The following is a 22,514-nucleotide window of genomic DNA, read 5'->3' as shown; positions in this document are numbered from 1 at the left end:
AATGAAAAATGTTTTTCATTTTTTGATTTGGGTAACACTTTAGGATAAAAAACGAACAGACACCTAGTCGAATAACAAAAGAGTAAATATGATAAATGCAACCGACAAATGAAAAATAATTTTCATACATCTAATAAACATTAAAAGTCGGCAATATAGATACCCAATACTCGTACCCTACAAAACAGAGTATTGGCCGCTACCCAACTTGATCTTATTCGATGGTTAAAGGAAAGCTTGGGGATCTAATAAAGGAAAAAACAATGGAAGCTACATCCAAGGCCGAAGCTCGAAAGCACAATATCGCCTACATCGTTAGGATTTGTTGTATCGCTGCGCTCGGAGGCATCTTATTAGGTTACGACACTGCTGTTATCTCTGGCGCAATTGGTCCAATCCGTGATTACTTCGGATTGTCACCAGCTCAAACTGGCTGGGCCGTATCCAGCGTAGTATTAGGTAGTATCATCGGTGCGGTCAGCGCAGGCTGGGCAGCCCTAAAATACGGACGACGCAACACCCTCTTCATCGCCGCCATTCTCTTCATCATATCCGCCATTGGCTCTGCACTCGCTCAAACCTTCTCTTTCTATGTGGTTCTACGTATCGTCGGTGGCGTAGCTGTAGGTTTGGCTTGTGTGGTATCACCAATGTATATGTCAGAAGTCGCACCAAAAGACTTCCGAGGTCGTGCGGTGAGCATGTTCCAGCAATCGGCAGTTATCGGTCAAACGGGTGTGTTTTACGTCAACTACCTCATCGCAAAAGGCATGTCAGAGGCTTGGTTAGTGGATATGGGCTGGCGCTGGATGCTTGGCTCTGAAGTGATTCCTGCCGCGCTTTTCGCAATGTTGTTGTTCCTCATCCCAGAATCACCACGTTGGCTGGTTTTGAAAGGCAAAGTAGACGATGCCAAAGAGACGTTATCTCGTATCTCAAACCCGAAACACGCAGATCGTTTGATCAAAGAGATCCAAGAGTCGTTAAAAGAAACCGTCGGTGCGAAGAAGAATAAAGTCAGCCTGCGTTCGCCATTATTGTTCGCCATCTTAGTGATTGGTACGTTCGTTGCGGCGGCTCAACAGTTAACGGGCATCAACGTGATCATGTACTACACACCTGAGATCTTAAAACCGATCACAGGCTCAACAGAAAACGCGCTGTTCCAAACTACCTTTGTCGGCATCGTCTTTATCGGTGGTAACGCACTTGGTATGTACCTGATTGATAAAGTAGGTCGTCTACCATTAATGAAATACGGCACCTTTGGTTGTGCATTTGGTATGTTCGTGGTCGGCTATGTGCTTTACCAACAAACCGAAGGCTACGCAGCACTGTTCGCATTGTGTTTGTACGTAGTGTCTTACGCGACATCATGGGGTTGTGCATGTTGGACAATGATTTCAGAAATATTCCCGAACAGCATTCGCTCTCGTGCCATGGCCATCGCCGTCGGCGCACAATGGTTTACAGGCTTCATCGTGACGCAATCTTTCCCAATGCTAAACGAAAACCCTTACTTAAAAGAGCAATTCAATGGCGCATTTAGCTTCTGGTTATTCGGCGTCTTGTCACTCATCTGTATGGTCATCGTTGTTAAGTATGTGCCTGAAACGAAAGGCGTCAGCTTAGAGAAAATGGAAGAAGCGATGGCGAAAAAACTGGGTAAAAAAGTATCTGGAAGTGCGACTGAAGCACGTGCATAAGATAACTTAATGTTTTACAAAGGGAACAGGTGATCGCACTTGTTCCCTTTTTGCTTTGGAGGCAAAACTCATGCTCGATAAAATGGCGTTCTTTGTCTATGTGATCCGCTCTGGGTCTATCTCCTCCGCAGCACGAAAATTCAACATTTCGGTCTCCGCAGGAAGCCGTTGGCTGCAAGAACTGGAGCAACACTTCGGTACGACCTTATGTCGCCGCTCGAATCGGTTATTGGAAGCCACTCAAGCGGGGCAAACCTTATACGAAGAGTTTTCTCCTTTGGTCGATAGCGCAGAGCGCATCAGTCGCAAGTTAGAAGACTTCCAAGACAGCGAAAAAGGTCACATCAACATCGCGTGCACGCCCGTCTATGCCAATCACTATCTGATGGATAAAATCGCCGAGTATTCCAAACTCAACCCAAAGGTGACCTTCAACATCAACGTCACTCCTTGGGCATTGGATCACGCCAGTACTTGTGACCTAATGATCAGTGCCAATGCCAGCTTCCAAGGCTACCGTGAAAAAGATTTATTATTGGTGAAACGCGAGCTGATGCAGTGCCCGTTTATCGTCGTGGCTTCGCCGCAATACCTAGAAAAGTATGGCTTGCCCACGCACCCAGAAGCACTACGAGACCACGCTTGCTTAATTGCAACCACACTGACGGGCAGCAATGATTGGATCTTCCGCCAAGGTGTGGAAAACATGGTACTCAAAGTGCCAAAAACAATCGAGGTGAACGACAGCGACCTATTATTAAGTGGCTCCTTAAAAGGAGCTGGTGTCGCCTACTTGCCGCAGTTCGTCACCGAAAAAGCAGTCGAGAAAGGCGAGTTGGTACCACTATTGGAAGAGTATGAGACCAGTATTTGGAGTTTGAATCTGTATTACCATTCACCCAAAACTGCATCTCCAGTGGCAATAAAGTTCAAAGAGTTCTTATTGGAAAAACCTTGTTGAGTCGGATTGGAGTTAAAACAATAAAGTGCTCACGCCATCGAAAGTCAGCTTGGCGCCTGAAAGAAACAAGAACAAGTAACAGAGCTGATAAATTTTTTCCTGACTGACGCGATGCAAAAGATACACGCCCATCTTAACGCCAACAGGCGCGAGTGGAATCAACACCAACGCAGTCATTAAGTTGGTCGAATCAAACTCGCCAAGCCAAATGTAAGGTACGAGTTTCGCTACATTCACTATGCCGAACAACAGTGCCATGGTCGCTATTAAGTTGATTTTAGGCAGTTTCAACGGCAGTAAATAGATACTCGCTGGACCGCCACCAGCATGAATTGCGGTACTGGAAAAACCGCTCAGAGTACTCCAAATCCAAGCGCCTAACTTCCCTGATTGAGATGGAGTTTCACCATTTAGCCAATACTGAAAACAGAACAGCAAAGACAACACGCCAACGGTGATCTTCAACCCCGACTCTGGGGTGATACTCAAAAATAACCCCGCTAATACCACGCCAAGCAAAGCCCCCGGCAACATAGTTTTGAGTACTCGAACATCGGCATTTCGATAATGATGACGCACCGCAAATGCGTCCATCACCAATAGAATCGGCAATAAAATCGTCGCCGCTTGTGTTGGCGGCACCACCAGCGCCATCATAGGAACAGCCAAAATGCCCAGCGCTCCACCGAGCCCACCTTTACCAATGCCATAAATTAGCACCGCAGGAATCGCCAAAAGATAGAACCAAGGATCGCTGAGCATCATTACTGCCTTTTCATCATCTAGTTTCGAATCACGCCACAATCTGAGCGAGATAATCGCGACTGCGTTTTAAATCACGCGAAACCTGACTCACGTCTGCGGTGCCGTGCTCATGCTCGACCACGATCCAACCTTGATAGTCGACCGCTTTAAGTGCACTCATCACTTGTTGCAGCTTGACATCGCCATCCCCTAAGGGAGTGATCAATCCTTTACTATAGGCGTCAACCCACTCCAACTTATCACGGATAGCTAGTCTCAATTTGTCCGTCGAGATATCTTTAACATGAATATGCTCGATGCGTGATCCGTACTGACGAATGATCCCTAGCGGGTCCATCCCATCTAAAAACACATGCCCAATATCGATGCATAATCCCAGTTTGGTCCCGGGAATCTGACTCATGACAAAATCGATCTCATCTTTATAACTGATGTAGCCGCCAATGCCCGGATGAAGCAAACAGCGCAAACCATATTGGCTTGCCACGCGAATAATTCGCTCAAGGTTAACAATCATGGTCCGTTTATTTTCCATATTCAGACGCGGTGCAGTGACGCTTTGTCCGATATAGCCATAACGTTCCGTATGAATGCCTTCCATGATCAGTAAATTCTTTACGCCCAGCGAATCTAAACGCTGACAGACGGTGTCGACTTCTTCCAAAATGGCAGACATGTTTGCAGAGTCGCAAAATGGCACTTGTACCTTGCCAGCGCACACCTGCAGTCCACGTACACGAAACGCACTTTTCACCAGTTCAGGATCTTCAGGGAAGAAACCATCCGGTCCCAATTCAATACCACGAAAGCCACTGTCACTTGCATCCATTAACACCTTTCCCCAGCTTGGATTGGTCGCATGAGATGCCTCTTCCACTCCCCAGCAACATGGGGCGCAAGCAATACGATCAAGCATGTGTTTTTCTCCTAAGTTGATTTCTTTTCACCTTAAGATTGGTAGGGGTAAAAGTTCGTGATTTGCGCCTCGTTTGTACTTTGCATTTTCGCAAAGCGGCTTTGAATTCCTGGCTATATCGCGACCACGTCGCACTCCCTACACTGGTTATGACAGAACGATTACGGAGTAAACAGCGGTATGGAACGAATCTTTATTGTGGCGGCAAAGCGCACCCCAATTGGCAGCTTTAATGGCTCATTAGCGTCATTGTCTAGTGTTGAACTGGGCGCTCATGCCATCAAGGCAGCCTTGGAGCAAGTGGACATTGCCCCAGAACAAATCGATGAAGTGATTGTTGGCAACGTACTTACTGGAGGCGTAGGCATGGGACCGGGTCGCCAAGCCGCAATGAAGGCAGGCATTCCAGAATCCGTTCCGGCTTACACACTCAATATGATTTGTGGCAGTGGGATGAAAGTCATCATGGACGGTGCAAGCCATATTCGAGCGGGCGACGCAGAACTAGTGCTTACTTGTGGTATGGAGAGTATGTCCAACGCACCATACATCTCTTCCGGTCAGATTCGTCGCGGTTATCGCATGGGTCATCAACTCCAAGAAGACAGCATCATCAAAGATGGTTTGACAGATGCCTTCCACAATTACCACATGGGTGTTACGGCAGAAAACATCGCCAAGCAATTCCAAATCAGCCGAGAAGACCAAGATGCCTTTGCCTTACAAAGCCAACATAAAGCGATCAGCGCGATAGAAAATGGTCATTTTGAAGCAGAAATTGCGCCAATTACGATAGTGGATCGCAAGCGCCAATTCGAAGTAAAGAACGATGAATATCCGAAAGCCGACAGCACCTTTGAAGGTCTACAAGCACTGCGTCCTGCATTCGATAAAGAAGGCAGTGTTACCGCAGGCAATGCATCCGGTATTAATGATGGTGCATCCGCAATTTTGCTCGCTTCAGAAAGTGCCGTAAAACGCCATAACCTCAAGCCGATAGCTGAACTCATCGAATACGGACAAGGTGCTATCGCCCCAGAGGTGATGGGCTTAGGTCCGGTGTCTGCGATTGCCAATACCTTAGCCAAAGCCGAAATGGCGATTGAAGATATCGACGTTTTTGAGCTTAACGAAGCCTTTGCTGCGCAAGCACTTGGCGTGGTTCGTTCCCTTACCGAGCAACACAATATCGATGAAGCTTGGCTGCTAGAACGCAGTAACTTAAGTGGCGGTGCCATTGCACTTGGTCACCCAATCGGCGCATCAGGTAACCGCATTGTGACCACCTTGGTTTATCAACTGCAGCGCACTCGCCGTGATTACGGTTTGGCATCACTGTGCATCGGCGGTGGCATGGGCACGGCGTTAATTTTGAAACGTTGTTAGAAGGAGCCTCTCATGAACACGAAAAACATGAAAAAAGCAGCCACTACAGAGCAAGTTGAAAGCCTATTGCACGACGGCATGACCATTATGATTGGCGGCTTTATGGCAACAGGCGCACCAGAACGTTTAATTGATTTGTTGATCAAAAAAGACATCAAAAACATTACCTTAATCAGCACCGATACAGGCTCACCGGGTCGAGGTTCTAGTCGACTTATCGCGGAAAAACGCGTGAAGAAACTGTATGCCTCGCACATCGGCACTAACCCCGAAACGGGCAAACAAATGAATGAAGGCACACTTGAAGTGGAGCTTGTTCCTCAAGGTACATTGGCAGAGCGCATTCGCAGTGCTGGCGCAGGTTTGGGTGGCGTACTAACACCAACAGGACTTGGCACCATCGTCGCAGAGAACAAACGCGTGATTGAAGTTGACGGCAAACAATATCTCTTGGAAATGCCACTGAAGGCCGATTTAGCACTGATTCGTGGATCTAAAGTTGACCGTCGTGGCAACGTTTTCTATAGCAAAACCACTCAGAACTTTAATCCTTTAATGGCAACTGCGGCGGAAATCGTGGTGGTGGAACCAGAGCAGATTGTGGAATTGGGCGATATTGAGCCTGAAGCCGTGCATACCCCAAGTTTGTACGTCGATTACATCTTAGTGGAGGACAACTAATGACTGCACAATTAGATAAAGAAGTCGTTCGCCGCCGCATTGCATGGCGCGTTGCTCAAGAGATGAGAGATGGCGACATCGTTAACCTAGGAATCGGTCTACCAACGTTGGTTGCCAATGAAGTAGACAAAGACGTCGAGCTATTACTGCAAGCTGAAAATGGCTTAATTGGCATTGATAAGCTGGCATCTGAGGCAGAAATCGACCCTGATCTGGTCAATGCCGGCGGACAAAACATCACCGCCATAGCAGGCTCTTGCTACTTTAATAGCGCGGACTCTTTTGCCATCATTCGCGGTGGTCACGTGGATTCAACCGTGCTCGGAGCACTGCAAGTGGATGAACGTGGCAATCTTGCCAACTGGATCATTCCGGGCAAAATGGTGCCTGGAATGGGCGGCGCAATGGATCTTGTGGTCGGCGCAAAGAAAGTTATTGTCGCCATGGAACACACGGTGAAAGGCAATCCAAAACTGCTTAAGCATTGCACTTTACCGCTGACCGCTGTGGGTCAGGTAGATTTGATTGTCACTGAAATGGGCGTGTTCGAAATCACCAATAAAGGCATGATGTTAACCGAACTCGCACCGGAGTTTTCCGTTGAAGAGGTACAAACGGCGACAGAAGCCCAACTGATTGTATCACCTAGCCTTATTCCCATGCCGACACCAAACTAATCCAAAAATCAAGAGGAGCACTATGCTCCTCTTTTCATACTTTGATCGTACTTCAAGTTTCTGTCAGGTTTTTCTGAAACACGCTATTTGCCCTTAAATTTTCGAAAATCGATGCGTAGAATCCCGCTCAGTTACGCATATGGTTGAGTTGTACATAGGGTAAAAACCAATGAGATTGTTGTCTGGATTCTCAGCAAAAGAGTGGCTGTTGACCGCCGTGGTACTCGGAGGGTTAACCGTAGCCACAGTCCATTATTCTAACCAACGTACTTCTGCTGCCCGCAGTGCTGCAATCCAAGTTCTGTTCGCTGACATGCAGTATTACGTCTCGCTCCTACACAACAATGCAAAAGCGTTTAAGCAGGACCGAGGCGCAAACCAGTGCGTCCTGACAGCTCTTGGCTATCAAGATTTCTACAACGGTTATCCAGAGACTCAGAGTGAGTGTGGTGAGCAAGTTGGATTTTTCGACAATCTGACCATCACTGATGAGATGAAACAAGCAGACTTGGTCTTTATCGAAAACAATCGTTATTCAATTGTCGGTTACGGTAGTGACGAATCACCAGAGGCACTGATGGCAAATCAGTGTTACGCCTACTATCGAATGGACAGCAAAGGCGTTGATGGACACAGCTTTAGAATTGACACCACTGGCTGTTAATGAAGATCAAAAAAGGGAGCACTGTGCTCCCTCTTTCCTACCAATGATAAGACTTAACTTAATGTCACTTCTTCCAATGGGAAGTGCTTGCTCGGCTCAACGAACTCTTGTTGTGCTGCGATGGTTTGCAGTTCCCATTCGCCCGCTTGGTAAGTCGCATTAAGTACGCCGTAACACGCGTCGTGGCAGTGTTGGAAGGCTTGTTTTGGCGTCCAACCTTTCAGCAAGCCAGCGGTAAAAATCGCCGAGATCAAATCACCTGCACCGACGGGGGCTTTAGCAAATTCAAAATGAGGGCGCTTCGCTAAATAAGTGCCTTCTTGCGTCGCAAGTAACATATTGAAGCTATCGTCAGACAAACAGTAAAGGTGTTTCACCAACACCACTTTAGGACCTTTTGCTAGTGCACGCTGACAAGCGTTGATCGCATCATCCAGCGTATGAATTTCCATCTCTGCAAATTGGCTTAACTCGAACTGGTTAGGCACGATCACATCTGCCATTGGCATCAGACGGTTTAACAAGTTTTCTGCAATACCCGGCGCCACAATACAGCCTTTATCTGGCGCGCCCATCACTGGGTCACACACATAAAGTGCGTCTGGGTTTGCTTGTTTTACTTTGGAGACGGTTTCTTCAACTGCCAGACATTGCTCAGCACTGCCTTGATAGCCAGTCAGAACCGCTTGGCACTTTTCTAGCGCACCAATGTTGCCAAGACCACGAACCAGTTCGCTGATGTCATCAGCCGAGAACGCACGCCCCGTCCAACCTTCTTGGTACTGGGTGTGGTTAGAGAATTGAACCGTGTGAATAGGCCACACTTCAAAGCCCATGCGTTGCATTGGGAAAACGGCACTGCTGTTACCAGCGTGACCAAAAGAAACATGAGATTGTATAGAGAGGATACCTTGCATAGTACCAGACCTCTTCTTGTTGTTATCAATAGTTCAAAGACAGCGGCGAGCGCCAGATTTGCGAAACCAGTAGTGTATCCGACAAACCAAGATTCTCTAACTCAATTCTAGCCTTCTTCGCTGGAATCGTTTGGAGAGCTGGTTTTCAGTACCATTTTCTTAATTTCCATTTTGTCTTTATTGAGCGCAATTTCGAGGGTGTCCCCTTCCCTTATCCCGAGCTCAGTCAGGATCACGCTTGGAATGACTACGACGGTATCGTCACCGATTTTAACAGGTTGGCTAATCATCTTTCGTCCCCCAATTGTCGAAAATGAGTTTTCACGTTACGAGTGGTGTTGTGTCCTCAACTTACCTAGTGTTTCAAATCAAAAGGTTATGGATAAAAGCAAAAGAGCCCTCCACACCGCGTATGGGAAGGCTCGATTGAAAAAACTTAGTTCACGAGAGGTTCGTGTTTAGAAGCGATCAGACCGTACGCACTCCAACCTAGGAAGGTAACGATAGAGCCCCACATCATGGCTTCGTAGCCAGAACCGTACAACGCATAGAAGCTGTACAGAGAACCAATCAGAGCGATGATGTTCGTTGTCTTCATCTCGCGCTCAGGCACGTGCGCCACTTGCTGCATGATGAAGATTGCACCCATACATAGGATATAAGGAATAACGTTTGTCACTACCGCTAGGTTAACCAGTGCTTCAAATTGCTCGTTCAATGTTGGCGAGATAGTCATTAAAGAAAGCACCGATTGGATAACCGTGATAGCCACCATGCCTTTGATTGGTGTACCGCGTTTATCAACTTGTGAGAACAGTTTCGGGAAGAAGCCTGCATCTGAAGATGATTTGAATACTGACGCGATAGTGAACTGCCAACCCAGTAGTGAACCTGCACAAGCAAGAACTGCCATGCCTGCAACCACTTTACCAGCGGTAGAACCTAGCATCACTGTCCATACTGTTGAGAATGGCGCTGTAGATGCAGCAAGCTCAGAGTTCGCTACGATACCAGAACAGATGTTGGTTGAAACAATGTAAACCACCGCCGCAATCAGCGTACCGCCCAATACTGCGATTGGTACGTTCTTCTCTGGGTTTTCTACCGCTTCTGAGTTCGCACAAGCCGATTCAAGACCTAGGAATGCCCAAAGTGTCATCGCGATCGACGCACTTACCGCTTCACCAAATGGTAGGTGGTGTGGGTTCCACGCTTCTACGTACATGGTTGGGCTAAAGTAGAACCAACCAACGATACCCAAAGAACATACAGGAAGGATAACGCCCCAGACCGTAAACGAGCCGATTTGACCAGTAATCTTCGCACCACCAAAGTTAGCGAAGGTACAAATCCAAAGGATAGCGATGGTGTACAGACAGGTCTCTACTGGCGACAAGGTCACTTCAAAAAACGCAGATCCGTAGCCAACACAGGTTATCGCAATCGCGATGTTGGCGATCAACAACGACAAGCCGTAGGTCCAACCCGCCATAAACGCACCCGATTTACCAAACGCGTACGACGCATAACCGTTCATACCACCGTCACGTTTACTAAAGCGACCACACTTTGCAAATACATAGGCAAGAGCCAATGAACCCGCCGCAGTAATCAGCCAAGATAGAATCGAAATCGTGCCCACTTGCGCCAGCTTACTTGGCAGCATAATGATGCCCGAGCCAGCCATGTTAATGAATGTCAGAATGGTTAGCTGCACCACCGACATTTTTTTGGTTTCAGTACTCATAAATTATTCTCCACGAATAAACGGTTCGCACCGCGACAACCAAGTCACGATGCGAACGGGGTAGATTAATCTTTAAGGGCGTAGCAATGGGCGGTGGTGCGACCATTGACGTCTTCTAGGTACACACCTTGAATCTCTGGTGCGAAGCCTGGGAATCGGTTGATGCCTTCTTCTAGAGATAAGAAGTAATCGACCACTTGTTGAGTCCAGATTTCGCCCGTGATCACACAGATAATGCCTGGAGGGTAAGGAAGCGCACCTTCTGCTGCGACACGACCTACCGCTTCTTTCAGAGGCAAGTAATCACACTCGCCGCGGAAGTATTTGCGTGTTGCCACATCTGGTTTGTGCACCATAGTTGGGAAGTATTCGCTACGGAACATCGCTTTTTGTAGCTGTTTCACGTTCAGCTCTTTGTACATGTCATGCATTTCCTGACATAGCTGACGGATGGTGTAACCGCGGTAGCGTTCTTTGTTCGCTTCGTAAACGCGAGGAAGCACGATGTTTAGCGGCGCATCATCACGAATGAATTTCTCGAAACGGTTAATTTGCGCCACAAGATGACGGATCTTACCCATGTCCTCTGCTGGAGTGAGAAGGAACAAGATAGAGTTCAAGTCACACTTCTCAGGGATGATGCCGTTCTCACGTAGGAAGTTAGCCAATAACGTTGCAGGAATACCAAAGTCTGCGTAGCTACCATCTTCAGCAATACCTGCTGTAGTGAGTAGCAATTTACATGGGTCAACGAAGTACTGACCTTCGCCGTAGCCTTCAAATTTATGCCAGCTTGCGTCTGGCTCGAACATGAAGAACTTCTTATTAGTTGCGATAAGATCGGTGTCGTAACTGCCCCATGGTTGACCATCAACTTGGTCAGGAATGAACGGACGAATCAACTCACAGCTTTTCAGGATTTCTTTACGTGCTTCGATACCCGTCTTAACCGCATCACGCCATAGGCGCAGACCCGCTTCACCGTCGTGAATCTTCGCGTTCACATCCAATGCTGAGAACAGCGCGTAGAATGGTGAAGTTGACGCGTGCATCATAAACGCGTTGTTGAAGCGTTTGTGGTTACAGTAGCGAGCTTGACCTTTGATATGGTGGTCTTTTTTGTGGATTTGCGAGGTTTGAGAGAAGCCTGCTTGTTGCTTGTGAACAGACTGAGTCACAATCACACCCGCATCTTCTGGTTTCAGATCCAGTAGCAGTGGAGAACAGTCTTTCATCATAGGAATGAACTGCTCGTAGCCCACCCATGCCGAGTCGAATAGGATGTAGTCACATAGATGACCAATCTTATCCATCACGTAACGTGCGTTGTAGATGGTACCGTCGTAAGTACCTAATTGGATGATCGCAAGACGGAATGGACGTTCATCACGAGCACGCTCTGGTGACACTTTCGCAATTTGAGCACGGATGTATTCTTCATCAAAACAGTGCTCATCCATACCACCGATAAAACCCCAAGGGTTACGTGCCGTTTCTAGGTAAACCGGCATACCGCCCGCTTGGATCAATGCACCGTGGTGGTTTGATTTGTGGTTGTTACGGTCAAACATCACCAAGTCACCTTCGGTCACTAACGCGTTACAAACCACTTTGTTTGAAGCCGAAGTGCCGTTAAGTACGAAGTAGGTTTTGTCTGAGTTGAACACTTTTGCTGCGTGTGCTTGAGCTTGGTGAGCAGAACCTTCGTGGATCAGCAAGTCACCTAAATCAACGTCCGCGTTACACAAGTCACTACGGAATAGGTTTTCACCGAAGAAATCGTAGAACTGTTTACCTGCTGGGTGTTTTTTGAAGAACTGGCCGCCTTGGTGTCCTGGACAGTCGAATGCAGAGTTGCCCATTTCCACGTAGTGAGTCAATTGTTTGAAGAAAGGTGGAAGTAGGCGACATTCGTATTTGGTGACAGCCTCATTGATTTGGCGACCGTAGTATTCAATTGACTGTCTTTCCAAATCGATAACGCCGGTTAACCATACGTAATCTTCTGCTGAAACTGGGTTTTCATCTGTGACCAAGAAAACCGGAATGCCATAACCCGTTTCAGAAATAATTTTGTGTAGACCAGCCTTAATATCTGCAGAAGTAATAATTGCAGCGCCAACGTCAGTTAATTCGACGTGCTCAAGTGGTTTTAAAGTTCGGTTAAATTGCTCATCCAAAGATTCAGATAATAAACTGAAGTCTTCTGGCATGTAATTACTAACACCGATAATTAAACGTTTCATTTGAAATATCTCTTATTTGTTCTGTAAAGACGACAAGCACAGATATTACAAACGAAATTAATATTTAAAATTCAAAAAACAAATTTCGTGATTATTAGTTCATAATTAAAACTCTTATTTTCTCGAAATAAAATTTCGCGATCTTTATCACTTTCCTTTCGATAAGCCAATGATATTAGATTCTGGTTTAAATTGAATTTAGGTGAAGAATTATGTGACCTCACCAGTTATTATTAAAAAAGGAATCAAAAGAAAATAAAATTTTGCGATTTTCATCACTCTATATTTTACTAGATTGATTTAATAGCAAGAATAAACACAATAAATATGCTTATATTTAACAATTTATAAACTATAACAAAAAGCCATCAACATTTCTGCTGATGGCTTTTTACTTTATTGTTTTACTTTGGTGGTTTTACTTTGATAGCAGCGAGAGCCAGTTTAATCAAACAAATGGCTATCGAGCCTCACGCCATTATTCGACCACAATTGATACCGTTTCACCGCGATTCCAGACGAGTACATGGTGTGCTTACAGTCCATACATTCCACAAAGTACAGACCACTCATGCCAGCCATAACATGTAACCTTCGACTGTCACAGCGCTTACAAGACAAGCGCTGCACCTTACTGTTTACATCCACACGACGGGCGAAGTTCAGCGTTTCATGCGAGCTTAGAGCCTCAACAGCGCTGTCTTTAAACGGGTGCTCACTGAGCAAGTGGTTGATGGCATAATCATACACCGGAGGAATCGATGTTTTGCCATTCTCTATATTGGTTATCTTAGCAACGGAAACTCCCAACAAAGATGCAAATTCCACTTTGCTGTATTCCAAGATAAACCTTGAAGAGATGAACTTATCTGCACTAATGATTCTCAACATACACAAATCTCTAATAGACATAAAAAGAGCGTGAGTTTGCCCCTTTATGTTGAAAAGGATAATAACAGGTTGCTTCTTACTGTATTTATACGCAGAGTGTGCGCTATTTTATTTTTGGGTATATTGCGCTCAATTAAGTTAAAGATCAATAGAGATAATAGAAAACCGAAAATAGAAATTAAGATTTAGTAATATAAAACTTAATAGCTAATATTAGTTAAAGTAATGAATCTAGATAGATCAACACAAATTAAGCTAACAAATTATTTTCATAGCCATTTTATTGGCTAATCAATAATATTGGATTGGAGCTTAATTCGTGTATTTCCAACAAGGGGGGATTTCCCTCTATTTGTCGATTTATATAACGATAGGTGATTAAGTGATGGATTTCTGTTGAAAAATTGCATAAAGATCACTCACCTCTTTATACCTAAGAGATGCTTGGGTATATGCACTTGGTGGAATTTCTTATAACACGGGCAATAAAAAAGCCTCACGAATGAGGCTTGTTGAGATTCTGTGGCTGTAAGAAGTTCTGAGTAAAGTCGAGCACTTCTTTTGATGGTTGCTTGGGTGGAGAAGCAAACTCTTGCTGTGGTGGAACCTCAGCATCAAAGTTCAGCTCTGGTGCGCCATCAAGCAAACTTTCTTCTTCATGATGTTCTTCACTCAGCAACTCATTGAGTTCATCTTGATCTGGGAAGTAAGGTTCACGTTTGTAGACCTTGTTTAACGCACGAATGATAGAGTGCTTTTTGACGAAACCAGATGCGAGCTTCCTCTGCAGCGGTTTAGCGATAGATTGCAGCCCCACTACAACATCCACGCCGATGTTGCTTGCGACTTCATCACGAACGACACGTGCTGGCTCATAGCCCATGTTCGCGGATAAAAACAGCCAAATATAAGCAATCGCATTGCCTGTTTTACCGGTATCTTTCCACGCTTCTCCCGCGTGAAACATTGCCTCTGCGCTGCCACTCTCCGCCGCTCTTTCAAGCCAATAACACGCTTTCACCATGCTTTTATCAGTGCCAGTGCCTCTTAGATAACACAAACCCACTTGGATTTTACCTTCAGCACTGTCTTGCTCGGCAGCTTTCATAAACCAGAACAAAGCATCAGCACTACGCCCTGCCGTATTCTCCGGTGATAACTGCCATTCCCCCATATACAACATGGCAGGAATACAACCCTCATCTGCTGCCATTTCGATGAGTTGATGCCCTTTGGGAATATTCTTCTCGGTACCACGTCCAGACAAAAGTGCCTTACCCGTTGCAAATTTCGCGTCGATATCACCTTCCATACCGGCAATCGCAGTACGCCAAAAATTCGCTTGCTCTCTTAAGATAACATCTTCACGCATTCGCTCAGCCAAACGCACCACACCATACATACCTGTGACGTTATCCAGTTTGGCAGCTTTGTCGTACCAATACAGAGCGCGCTTGAGATTGTCTCGCTCTGATTCTTTCGCTAAATAGAGAATTGTCGGAATATGACCGGTCTCCGCCTTAAACTCACGCTCTTTACGTTCTTGTTCGCGCGCTTTTTGCATCGCCTTGCGATACGCCACTTCACGCGCTTTCCTCTCTGCCTCTAGACGTTGCTTACGCATCGACAACGAGATCATCCAAACAAATATCAGGATGAGTGAAAGGCCAGTTGCTGTAATAGCAATGCCCATACTACTCATAAACCGCCTCTTTTTAGGTCAGTGCTCACCGAGACTTTCCGCGCTTGGGAAAATCTGCAAAATTCTAACTCGGGGTATAATTGCGCCATCTTTGGCGTACTCCGCTCTATTATATAACGACCATGTAGGTAAAATCTGAAGTTTACTGGTCGAGTATGGCGAATTTTTATTCGATATCACCGCAACTTATTTTTAATTAAAAAATAACACCCCTAATTTTATAGAAATGAGTCACAGTTTTGGGGCTTAGACATTCTCCGCCCCTATCATCCCCCCTTTCTCCTCCTATAAAAATTTACATCTTTAGGCTGTGCTGAATATCTCACTATGAGACCGTTTTATTATTTAATTTGTGAACAAAATCTAGTGTGACAGAAAATTTTTACTTGTAAAAAACTTAACTGCCTGCTCTCACATTTTGCTGATAGTTCAGTGTATTAGCATCTTGTTGAACATTTCCTTTTCGGCATTTTGCCAATCTATTATCAATTCAATAACAATGGATTTGTAAACGTGGACAATAAAACATTTAAATTATCAGCGATTGCTAAAACCGTACTGCCGCTCCTTTCTGTGGCAGTCATCAGCGGTTGTGGCAGTGATAGCACAAGCGATGACACAACGAACCCTGGCTCTGGTCTACACCCTGCGGGAGAGAACGAAGTTGTCATCTATTACAAACGCGATGTCGCAGCTGCATCATCAGCAAGCGATTACGAAGGTTGGGGTCTACACCTTTGGAATGGCGAAGGCTGTACAAGTACCGATCTTGAAGAAATGGGGCTCCCAGAGGGCGGTACGGACTGGGGGTCACCTCGCCCATTCGACGGCATCAGTGACACTTACGGTGCTTACTACGTTCTGAAAGTGAACCCAGACGCATCTGACCCACACAACTGTATGAACTTCATCCTACACAAAGGCGATGAGAAGGCATTCGGCAGTGCAAACTCAAAAGTTGAGCTGACTAAGCTAGGTGAATCGAAAGGTTTGTTCGGCTTCCACGGCAGCAGCGAGCTTTACTACGAACCAATTGAAGAACGTCCTGTCGAAATTGACGGTCAAAAAGCGCATTGGCTAGATGCTAATACCATCGCTTGGGAAGCGGCGGCGAATGCAGACTCAATGAAGCTTTACTACAGCTTGACTAACGACATCAAGATGGATGAAGACAAGCAAATCACTGGTGGTACAGCAGTTGAGCTGACGAAAGCAGGCGAATTGTCTGAAGCACTGAAAAAACGTTTCCGTCACCTTTCTAGCCTACAAGCAGCAGGTATCGATGTTGATGCTGACGTACTTCACACCATTCTAAAATCGCAAATCGTCATGGTGGCTTACAACGCAGATGGCGATGTTATTTCTGCAACTGAAGTACAAAAACCAGGTGTACTTGATGCCGTATTTGCTAACAAAGATGCAGGTAACGCAATCGGTCAGGAACTTGGCGCAATTGTTGATGGCAACGCAGCAACATTCAAGCTTTGGGCACCAACAGCGCAAGACGTTGACCTGATCATCTACGATGCAGATTTGAAAGAACAAGCAACCGTTGCGATGACAGAAGATCCAGCTACAGGTATCTGGGCATCAGAAGCGCAAAGCGACGTATTAAACAAATACTACCGTTACCAAGTTAAGGTTTACCACCCAACAACAGGCGTTGTAGAAACCCGCCTTGTTACTGACCCATACTCGCTAAGCTTGTCTCAAAACTCTCTGTACTCACAAGTTGTAGACCTAGACAGCGATAGCTTGAAACCTCAAGGTTGGAATGATTACAAACGTCCTGAACTTGCTAAAGACGAAGACCACGTACTGTACGAGTCGCACCTACGTGATTTCAGCTTTAGCGATACCAAAGGGACCAAAGCATACAATGGTAAGTACCTTGCTCTGACAGAAGCGGATCGTGAATCGGTTTCACACCTTCAAGCTTTGAAAGACGCAGGTCTCACTACGCTTCACATTCTGCCAGCATTCGATATCGCTACCGTCGATGAAAACGAAGCAAACCGCGTGGATATTACTGACACGGTTGGCAAACTCTGTGACATTAAACCAGCCGCTTCTGTTTGTGGTACAGAAAACGAAAGTAAAGTCATTGAAGATGTCCTAAACAGCTACGATCCAACAACGGGTTCAGCTCAGGCTCTGATGAATGACCTACGTATGCTAGACAGCTTCAACTGGGGCTATGACCCATTCCATTACACAGTGCCAGAAGGCAGCTACGCGACCGATCCTAATGGTTCTAAACGTATTGTTGAATTCCGTGAAATGGTTCAAGCAACACACAAAATGAAGCTAAAACTTATCATGGACGTGGTGTACAACCACACTAACGCATCTGGCGTAAATGATAAGTCGGTTCTGGATAAGATTGTCCCTGGATACTACCACCGCCTGAACGTAAACACGGGTGGCGTAGAGAACTCAACTTGTTGTGATAACACAGCAACAGAGAACCTAATGATGGGTAAACTGATGGTTGACTCATTGTTAGTATGGGCAGACGACTACAAAGTGGATGGTTTCCGTTTTGACTTGATGGGTCACCAGCCAAAAGACGTGATGGTTTACGCGTTAGAGCAAGTACGTAAAGTTGACCCTAACACACTATTCTACGGCGAAGGTTGGGACTTTGGTGAAGTGGCACAAAACGCTCGCTTCGACCAAGCGACGCAAGTCAACATGGCTGGCACAGAGATCGGTACTTTCTCGGACCGTCTACGTGATGCAGTTCGTGGCGGCAGCCCATTCGATGGCGGTAAAGACTCAGAAGGTAACCACCCACTTCGCTTCAACCAAGGTTTTGGTAACGCGGCATACGCTAACGAAGAAACGAAGACAGACGCTGATTCAGTAAACGGTCGTCTACACAACCAAGATCTTGTTCGCCTAGGTATGGCGGGTAACTTGGCTGAATTCGTTCTTCTTGATTACAAGGGCGACACTAAACTTGGTAAGAACGTAGACTACAACGGTGCACCTGCGGGCTACACTAAGATGCCATCAGAGAACATCTCTTACGTATCTAAGCACGATAACCAAACGCTTTGGGACAACAACGCTTACAAGATTGCTACAGGCACCCCTTCTGCTGAACGCGCTCGTATGCAAAACGTGTCTCTATCTACGGTAATGTTGGGGCAAGGTATTCCATTCATTCACATGGGTTCTGAGCTGCTACGTTCAAAATCGATGCAGCGTGACTCTTACGATTCTGGTGACTGGTTCAACCGTGTGTTCTTCAACGGTACGGACAACAACTGGAACGTCGGTCTACCTCGTCAAGATAAAGATGGCGCAAACTGGGAGCTTATCCAGAAGATCGTTGGTGACAGTTCTGCGAAACCAAGTGCTGAAGATATCGAGCTAACTAAGAAGCAATTCCTAGAACTACTGAAAATCCGCAGCTCTAGCGAACTGTTCCGCTTAGATACTGCACAAGAAGTAATGAACCGCGTCGATTTCCGTAACGTAGGCAAAGACCAAGTAGAAGGCTTGATCGTGATGTCTATCGATGACGGTAAATCAGCAGGTAAAGACCTAGACACCAACTACGATGCCGTTGTGGCAGTGGTGAACTCAACGTCTAAAGAGCAATCTTTCACAGTGAAAGGTGCAACAGGTTTCGAACTGCATGAGATTCAGAAGAACTCAGCAGACGACATCGTAAAAGGTGCAAGCTTCGCGGGTGAGACGTTCACAGTTCCTGCGCTAACAACAGCGGTATTTGTACAGCCTCAGGGCGGTGCACAAGGCGACGGTCTACCGGTTAACAAGGACAACAAAGACGTATCAAGCATTCCTCCTTACGGCGAAACTGTGGTTTACGTGAAGGGTTCTATGAACGGTTGGTCTGATAGCAGCGATTGGGCAATGACCTTTATCGGCAATGGCTTGTACTCAGTAACAGGTGTACTTGAAGCTGGTGAGCACGAGTTCAAGTTTGCAGATTCAGGTTGGTCAAATCCAAACATCGGTTGTGATGCAGCAACCCAAGCAAGTGACTCTTTAGACCTAGGTGCAGCGGGCAACTGTAAGCTATCAGTGGCTGAAACTGGCAAATACAACTTCACTCTAAACGCACTGAATGTTCAAGATGAAAGCGTAGAAAAACCAGTAATTTCAGTAACGAAAGCAGCAGATGCACCAACGTTTGGTGACACGTCACTGTTCTTACGCGGCACTATCACCACTTGGGATACGCCAGCTGAAGACTCTAGCGCTAAATTCTCTTACGTAGCCGCTGATGTTTACTCACTAGACATCGCTCTAGCAGCAGGCAGCTACGAAATGAAGATCGCAAGCGCAGACTGGGCTGACGCGACCAACTTTGGTGGTGACGGCAGCGTGGAGCTAGGTAAAGCGATCACCATGAATGCTGGTGGCGGTAGCAAAAACCTTAAAATTACGATTGCTGAAGCAGGAAACTACAACTTCCACTTCAATGCGGCAGACAAGGCGGCACCAATCGTAACGGTAACTAAGAAGTAAAACAGTAGGCGCAATCATGTGCTAGCTTGGGGAGGGTAACACCTCCCCTTTTTTGTGCCTGTTTTCCGCAACGACGAAAACCACAAACCTCCACAGCTCATCGCTCCTAAACACTGCGAGAGTTAGTGTGGCAACTGCCACAATCTCGCCACGTTTTCGACCAAATTGGCTAGGTTTGTATCCGCTTCTTCCATCGCTTCAGGCAAGCTCATGGCGCGTGACACACACACGAATACCGCATCAATGCCACATTCGTAGACTGCTTGGAAGTTATCACCTGTGCAGCCTGCTAGGGCAATGACTGGCAAACCATATTCTTTCGCCACTTTCGCCACACCCATTGGTGTCTTGCCATGCACGGTTTGATGGTCAATACGACCTTCACCAGTAAAGACAATATCAGCGTCTGCTACGTGCTCTGCGAGCTTTACGGTTTCTAGCACAATCTCGATACCCGGCTTCAGTCGTGCTGGCAGGTAACCAAGCAACGCCGCGCCCATACCGCCGGCTGCACCTGCACCTTTTTGAGTCAGAACGTGCTTGCCCGTCACTTGCTCCGTCAGTTCGCCGAATTTGTTGAGAGCAGAATCTAACAGCTCAACATCTGCTGACGTTGCGCCCTTTTGCGGACCAAAAATTGCTGATGCGCCTTTCTCTCCACACAGTGGGTTATCAACATCACACGCCACCAGCACCTCACAATCAGCTAAGCGAGCGTCGAGACCAGACACGTCAATGCTTGCTAGCTCAACCAAACCACCACCATTGAGGGTGATTTCACGACCAGAACGGTCTAAGAACTTCACCCCTAATGCCGCCAGCATACCCGTACCGCCGTCATTGGTTGCGCTACCTCCTAAGCCGATGATCAAACGTTGAATACCGCGATCAAGCGCATTCGAAATTAACTGACCGGTACCAAAGCTGCTGGTGTTTTTCGGGTCACGAAAATCACTTGGCACAAGATGCAAACCACTTGCCTCTGCCATCTCAATCACTGCGGTTTCGCCATCCCCCAGAATACCGTAAAACGCCTTCACATCATTACCGAGCGGACCTTTTACAGTCACGAAAACCTGCTCCCCCTCAGTCGCATCAATCAAAGATTGAACTGTACCTTCGCCGCCGTCAGCAACAGGTAGCGTGACAAACTCTGCGTCTTGCCAAACACGAGACAAACCCACCTTGATCGCCTCACTCACTTGTTTAGCGGTCAAGCTCTCTTTAAACGAATCTGGGGCAATCACAACTTTCATTTCATTCTCCTGAAAACAGCGCGTTGCGAGGAACAATTCGCAACTCATCAATGTAGCTATTCTCACTTAAAAACTCGGCGCATTCTTTAGGCAAACAACCAAATCACACTGAGCTTATTTATTTAAATATTGTGCACCTGCACAATAAATCAACTTAACTTATTGAGATGACTGGCAATATAAAGCTCAACCAACCCCGTAAAATCATGCGTTGAAATGCCCGTCACTTCACTGATTTTATCTAGACGGTACCTCAATGTATTTCTATGAATAAACAATGCATTAGCGCAATCATTAGCGTTGCCATTGGCATGAAAATACGCCTCTAAGGTTTTCACTAACTGCCCAGATTTGTCTGCTGAAGCAAGAGAAGTCATCGCCTGAGCGAGTTGTTCACCTTGCCAAGAGTCGGCTAACGGGGCGAGTAACACAGGTATGCGATACTCAGAGAAGCTCAATGTGGTTTGTTCAGGATGAGAACGACGACCGACCGCAAGCACCTGCTTGGCACTTTGGTAGGAAAGAGGGAGTTGTTTTGCGCCATCAAAATATTGCCCAATCGCAAGGCGAACATCGTCAATCTGATTCGCAGTTAATCGGCGCTGAATGCGCTCAAGTACACTTTGGTCACTGTTCGAGGTAGAGGAAGAACGCAAAGACTTCAGAACGACAATTTCGTTCATCGACATGATCGCCACCAACGGTTTATCTTCAGAACGATACAGTACGTCCACCACTTCACGTACCTTGCTCAAACTAACAGGAGCATTATCTGCAATAAGCTCGATCACCACGGCAACTCTTTGTGTTACTAAATCGATGCAAAGACGCTGAGCCCAATCGTGCAGATCTGAATCATTGAGTTGTTGGTTTAACCATGCTGATACAAACTCTTCTTGGTGGCGACGATCCCATTGCAACTGCTCCACCAGCGAAGCTTGCTCAATGGTCAGTTCCGCTGTCACCTTAACTAACTGAGCAAACGCTCGGATTTGCTCAGGTTTGCCAGTGACGCCCACCACACCAACCACTTCACCTTTAAAGTGCAGCAGCATATTGATGCCCGGTTTCACGCCTTGCAGGGATTGGCAAGTTTGCTCATCCAACTCCAGCGAATCACCGTGGTTGAGCGCTAGCACCGCCCCATCGTGCTTTTGACCAATGCGCTCAGCTTCACCACTGCCAATAATAGTGCCTGCCGCGTTCATCACATTGATGTTGTGTCCAATGATCGACATAGTGCGATCGACGATTTGCTGCGCGAGTGTGTGGTCGAGAATCACCATTTCTGTTCCTAAAATCTCAACGATTGAGGCGTCAATAAATCACACTTTGTCTTCTATCGCCATGATATTGAACTGGAATCAACGCCAAAGTGAAATATCACCCAATTATACCCAAGTGACTTCAAGATGCAGGATTCAGAGCGTTGTCATTGATTCGAGAGTAAGGAAAACAACTTGGTAATAGCTAGCTCTTTCCAAGTTGTTTGACGC

The 22,514-nt window shown here is 46.4% G+C and carries 17 protein-coding genes; 7 read left to right on the top strand and 10 right to left on the bottom strand.

All coding sequences use genetic code 11. The features are described 5' to 3' along the window. Positions 1 to 263 precede the first annotated feature (263 nt). Positions 264 to 1,706, top strand: coding sequence for a sugar porter family MFS transporter (locus VHA02S_RS11230; RefSeq protein WP_005447390.1), 1,443 nt, complete (start codon positions 264 to 266; stop codon positions 1,704 to 1,706). Positions 1,707 to 1,776: 70 nt separating this feature from the next. Beyond that, positions 1,777 to 2,667, top strand: coding sequence for a LysR family transcriptional regulator (locus VHA02S_RS11225; RefSeq protein ID WP_017189707.1), 891 nt, complete (start codon positions 1,777 to 1,779; stop codon positions 2,665 to 2,667). Positions 2,668 to 2,679: 12 nt separating this feature from the next. Here the strand turns inward: VHA02S_RS11225 and VHA02S_RS11220 are convergent, their stop codons facing one another. Continuing rightward, positions 2,680 to 3,429 (bottom strand): sulfite exporter TauE/SafE family protein, encoded by a 750-nt coding sequence (locus VHA02S_RS11220; protein WP_038898274.1) that lies wholly within the window; start codon positions 3,427 to 3,429, stop codon positions 2,680 to 2,682. A 31-nt stretch (positions 3,430 to 3,460) separates the two neighbouring features. Continuing rightward, the gene (locus tag VHA02S_RS11215) at positions 3,461 to 4,348 is read right to left on the bottom strand and encodes a TIM barrel protein (RefSeq protein WP_038898275.1); all 888 of its coding nucleotides are present in this window, start codon (positions 4,346 to 4,348) and stop codon (positions 3,461 to 3,463) included. Positions 4,349 to 4,528: 180 nt separating this feature from the next. Between VHA02S_RS11215 and VHA02S_RS11210 the strand changes: the two genes are divergently transcribed. From VHA02S_RS11210 to VHA02S_RS11195, 4 genes are all read left to right on the top strand, one after another. Next, positions 4,529 to 5,734, top strand: a complete 1,206-nt coding sequence (locus VHA02S_RS11210; protein WP_038898276.1) for an acetyl-CoA C-acetyltransferase — start codon at positions 4,529 to 4,531, stop codon at positions 5,732 to 5,734. A gap of 27 nt (positions 5,735 to 5,761) precedes the next feature. Beyond that, entirely contained in the window at positions 5,762 to 6,415 is a 654-nt protein-coding gene (locus tag VHA02S_RS11205; protein WP_038898305.1) for a CoA transferase subunit A, read from the top strand. Then, on the top strand, positions 6,415 to 7,092 hold the full coding sequence (locus VHA02S_RS11200; RefSeq protein WP_038898277.1) for a 3-oxoacid CoA-transferase subunit B: 678 nt from the start codon (positions 6,415 to 6,417) through the stop codon (positions 7,090 to 7,092). Before VHA02S_RS11205 ends, VHA02S_RS11200 begins: the two co-directional genes overlap by 1 nt. 169 nt (positions 7,093 to 7,261) lie before the next feature. After that, complete coding sequence (locus VHA02S_RS11195; protein ID WP_029788364.1) at positions 7,262 to 7,756, top strand: hypothetical protein; 495 nt, start codon at positions 7,262 to 7,264, stop codon at positions 7,754 to 7,756. Between the two features lie 53 nt (positions 7,757 to 7,809). On the opposite strand, the gene pdxY is transcribed toward VHA02S_RS11195, so the two are convergent. From pdxY to VHA02S_RS11165, 6 genes are all read right to left on the bottom strand, one after another. Continuing rightward, positions 7,810 to 8,673: a pyridoxal kinase PdxY gene (gene pdxY, locus VHA02S_RS11190; RefSeq protein WP_005447374.1), complete on the bottom strand. Its 864-nt coding sequence runs from the start codon at positions 8,671 to 8,673 to the stop codon at positions 7,810 to 7,812. 107 nt (positions 8,674 to 8,780) lie between these two features. Beyond that, a complete protein-coding gene (locus VHA02S_RS11185) occupies positions 8,781 to 8,963 on the bottom strand; it encodes an AbrB/MazE/SpoVT family DNA-binding domain-containing protein (protein WP_038898278.1) in 183 nt (60 codons plus the stop codon). A gap of 146 nt (positions 8,964 to 9,109) precedes the next feature. Further along, a complete protein-coding gene (gene potE, locus VHA02S_RS11180; protein WP_005447372.1) occupies positions 9,110 to 10,420 on the bottom strand; it encodes a putrescine-ornithine antiporter in 1,311 nt (436 codons plus the stop codon). A gap of 65 nt (positions 10,421 to 10,485) precedes the next feature. Beyond that, a complete protein-coding gene (gene speF, locus VHA02S_RS11175) occupies positions 10,486 to 12,666 on the bottom strand; it encodes an ornithine decarboxylase SpeF (RefSeq protein WP_005429232.1) in 2,181 nt (726 codons plus the stop codon). A gap of 444 nt (positions 12,667 to 13,110) precedes the next feature. Then, the gene (locus VHA02S_RS11170; RefSeq protein WP_005447369.1) at positions 13,111 to 13,557 is read right to left on the bottom strand and encodes a helix-turn-helix domain-containing protein; all 447 of its coding nucleotides are present in this window, start codon (positions 13,555 to 13,557) and stop codon (positions 13,111 to 13,113) included. A gap of 496 nt (positions 13,558 to 14,053) precedes the next feature. Continuing rightward, positions 14,054 to 15,259: a tetratricopeptide repeat protein gene (locus tag VHA02S_RS11165; protein ID WP_005447367.1), complete on the bottom strand. Its 1,206-nt coding sequence runs from the start codon at positions 15,257 to 15,259 to the stop codon at positions 14,054 to 14,056. Between the two features lie 513 nt (positions 15,260 to 15,772). Here VHA02S_RS11165 and pulA point away from each other — a divergent pair. Further along, a complete protein-coding gene (gene pulA / locus VHA02S_RS11160; protein ID WP_038898279.1) occupies positions 15,773 to 19,762 on the top strand; it encodes a pullulanase-type alpha-1,6-glucosidase in 3,990 nt (1,329 codons plus the stop codon). 122 nt (positions 19,763 to 19,884) lie between these two features. Here the strand turns inward: pulA and VHA02S_RS11155 are convergent, their stop codons facing one another. Both VHA02S_RS11155 and VHA02S_RS11150 read right to left on the bottom strand, forming a co-directional pair. Beyond that, positions 19,885 to 21,018, bottom strand: a complete 1,134-nt coding sequence (locus VHA02S_RS11155) for a glycerate kinase (RefSeq protein ID WP_038898280.1) — start codon at positions 21,016 to 21,018, stop codon at positions 19,885 to 19,887. 149 nt (positions 21,019 to 21,167) lie between these two features. Next, positions 21,168 to 22,304: a sugar diacid recognition domain-containing protein gene (locus tag VHA02S_RS11150; protein ID WP_038898281.1), complete on the bottom strand. Its 1,137-nt coding sequence runs from the start codon at positions 22,302 to 22,304 to the stop codon at positions 21,168 to 21,170. Positions 22,305 to 22,514 lie beyond the last annotated feature (210 nt).

Origin of the sequence: Vibrio harveyi NBRC 15634 = ATCC 14126 = KCTC 12724 (assembly GCF_001591145.1) — a bacterium.
In the GTDB taxonomy this organism is placed as follows: Bacteria; Pseudomonadota; Gammaproteobacteria; order Enterobacterales; family Vibrionaceae; genus Vibrio; species Vibrio harveyi.
Note: the sequence above shows the minus strand (reverse complement) of the source record. Positions and strands in the feature narration are given on the sequence as shown.